At 60.6% G+C, this 2,587-nt stretch carries 2 protein-coding genes; one reads left to right on the plus strand and one right to left on the minus strand.

The window, feature by feature from the left end; genetic code table 11:
- Positions 1–2,221 (plus strand): PAS domain S-box protein (locus VGK48_22290; GenBank protein HEY2383915.1); only part of this gene is annotated, 2,221 nt, incomplete at its 5' end.
- Positions 2,222–2,256: 35 nt separating this feature from the next.
- Here the strand turns inward: VGK48_22290 and VGK48_22295 are convergent.
- Positions 2,257–2,587 (minus strand): helix-turn-helix domain-containing protein (locus VGK48_22295; GenBank protein ID HEY2383916.1); only part of this gene is annotated, 331 nt, incomplete at its 5' end.

The raw sequence follows: 2,587 nt of genomic DNA on the forward strand, positions 1-2,587 counted from the left end.
CCATTACGAAACAGTCCGACAGCGTAAGGATGGAAGCCCGGTTCCGATATCGCTGACGGTATCACCCCTGTTCGGCGAGAATAATATGGTCGTTGGGGCGTCCAAGATCGCGCGGGATATCAGCGAGCACCGGGCGGCAGATCTTGCGGCCAAGCGGCTGGCTGCCGTGATTGCGTCGTCTGATGACGCCATCGTGTCCAAGGACCTGAACGGCACCATCATGTCCTGGAACCGGAGCGCGGAGCGGATTTTCGGTTATACGGCGCAGGAAGCGATCGGCCGGTCGATCCGCATCGTCATTCCGGACGACCTTCAATCGGAAGAAGACATGGTCCTGGCCCGCATCCGGGCCGGCCAGTCCGTCAATCACTATGAAACGCGCCGCCTCCGTAAGGACGGCACGCAAGTTCTGATCTCACTCACGGTATCGCCCATTGTGGACGACTCCGGGCAGGTGATCGGCGCCTCCAAAATCGCCCGGGATATCAGCGAACAATCGCGGCTGCGCGCTTTGGCGGAAGAGCAGGGCGCGATTGCGCGGCAACTCGGCGAGTTCGGCGCAACAGTCGCCGCATCTCTCGACAAAGACACGATCGCTCAACAGGCGACCGATGCGGCTACAAAACTGACGAAGGCACAATTCGGCGCGTTCTTCTACAACGTCATCGACCGCCAGTCGGGCGCATCCTATCTGCTGCATACGGTGTCCGGAGTCGACAAGTCCGCATTCGAAAAATTTCCGCAACCGAGAGCCACGGAAATCTTCGGGCCGACGTTTCGCGGCGAGCATTCTATCCGCCTTGCGGACGTTACAAACGATCCGCGCTACGGCAAGAACGCTCCCTATAACGGCATGCCGCCGGGGCATTTGCCGGTACGCAGCTATCTCGCAGTTCCGGTAAAAACGGCGTCCGGACAAGTGCTCGGCGGGCTGTTTTTCGGCCACTCCCGGGCGGGCGTTTTTACCGAACAGCACGAGCGGATCGCGATTGGTATCGCGTCGTGGGTTGCAGTTGCCCTGCAGAACGCCCAGCTGTATTCGGACGTGCGCGAGGCGGACCGCATCAAAGACGAATTCCTGGCCGTTCTTTCCCACGAGTTGCGGACGCCGCTGAGCTCGATTTTAGGTTATGCGCGAATGCTGCGTGGCGGCCTGATCAGCGGCGAAAAAGCGGCGCGCGGACTGGAAGTACTGGAGCGTAATGCCGGATCGCTGAGCCAGATCGTCGACGACGTTCTGGACATCTCGCGCATTGTCACAGGCAAGCTGCGTCTGGATGTGCAGACCGTTGAACTCCCCATCGTCGTGCATAACGCCGTTTCGTCCCTTCAACCTGCCGCCGATTCGCGGCAGGTGCGTCTCCAGACGATTATCGACCCGCGAGTCGGGCCGGTATCCGGGGATCCCGATCGTCTCCAGCAGGTCGTCTGGAATCTCTTGTCGAATGCCGTGAAGTTCACGCCCAAAGAGGGCCGGGTCCAGGTGCGAGTCGAAAGAGTCAATTCGCATGTCGAAATCGTCATCAGCGACACCGGCATCGGCATTCGCCCGGATTTTCTCCCCTATGTTTTTGAACGATTCCGTCAGGCCGATTCCAGCATCACCCGAAAAGCAGGCGGCCTTGGCCTGGGCCTCTCGATCGTTAGAAATATTATTGAAATGCACGGCGGTTCGGTGAAAGTGGAGAGCGCCGGCGAGGGACAGGGTTCGACCTTCCGCGTGCGATTGCCACTGATGATCGTGCATACGGCCCCCGCACGCGAATCTCGTGAGCATCCGCGGACGGAAACGATGGCGCCTCTTTCAGGCCTCGCGGACCTCACGAACGTTCACGTCCTGGCCATCGACGATGAGCCGGACGCGCTCAACCTGCTTCGTAGCGTGCTGGAGGCTGCAGGCGCCAGAGTCACGACGCGCGCAAATGCAGTTGGCGCACTGGAGGAACTGGCCGGATTACGTCCCGACGCACTTGTGGTGGATCTGGGAATGCCCGAAATGGACGGCTTCGAGTTCATCACTCGAGTCCGTGCGTCGTCCAATCCCGATGTTCGCGAAATTCCAGCCGCGGCTCTGACGGCGTTTGCGCGATCCGAGGATCGGACGAAAGCGCTCCAGCGCGGCTTCGAAATGCATCTGGCAAAACCCGTCGATCCCGGCGAATTGGCCGCATCCGTCGCCACGCTGGTCCGCCGCCGCGGACGGGGGTCAGGGCCCGCTTGAGAGCGTTCCCGCGCCGCAAGGCCTCGGGCCCGGCGTCAATTCAGGCGGGATCTCCGTGAGCCATCCTTGAAAGCCACGCTCCCGATCAGGGAATAACATCGGCAAGCCTCGGCCAGGAGCCGTCGCGATGAAACAATCGTAATCGATCCCTTCGTATAGCGGATCAATCCGGCATCTTGCAAGGCGGCAGCTGCGACGGAAATGCTGGCCCGCCGGGTGCCAAGGACGTTTGCAATCACATCGTGGGTGAACGGAAGCGTGCGCGATCGGCTCCGGTACTGCATGGTCAACAGCCAGCGGCACAGGCGCTGCTCAACGGTATGGGTGCTATTGCATAAACCGATTTGAGCCGCTTGTATAACGAGC

This window comes from Terriglobia bacterium (assembly GCA_036496425.1).
Lineage (GTDB): Bacteria > Acidobacteriota > Terriglobia > 20CM-2-55-15 > 20CM-2-55-15 > 20CM-2-55-15.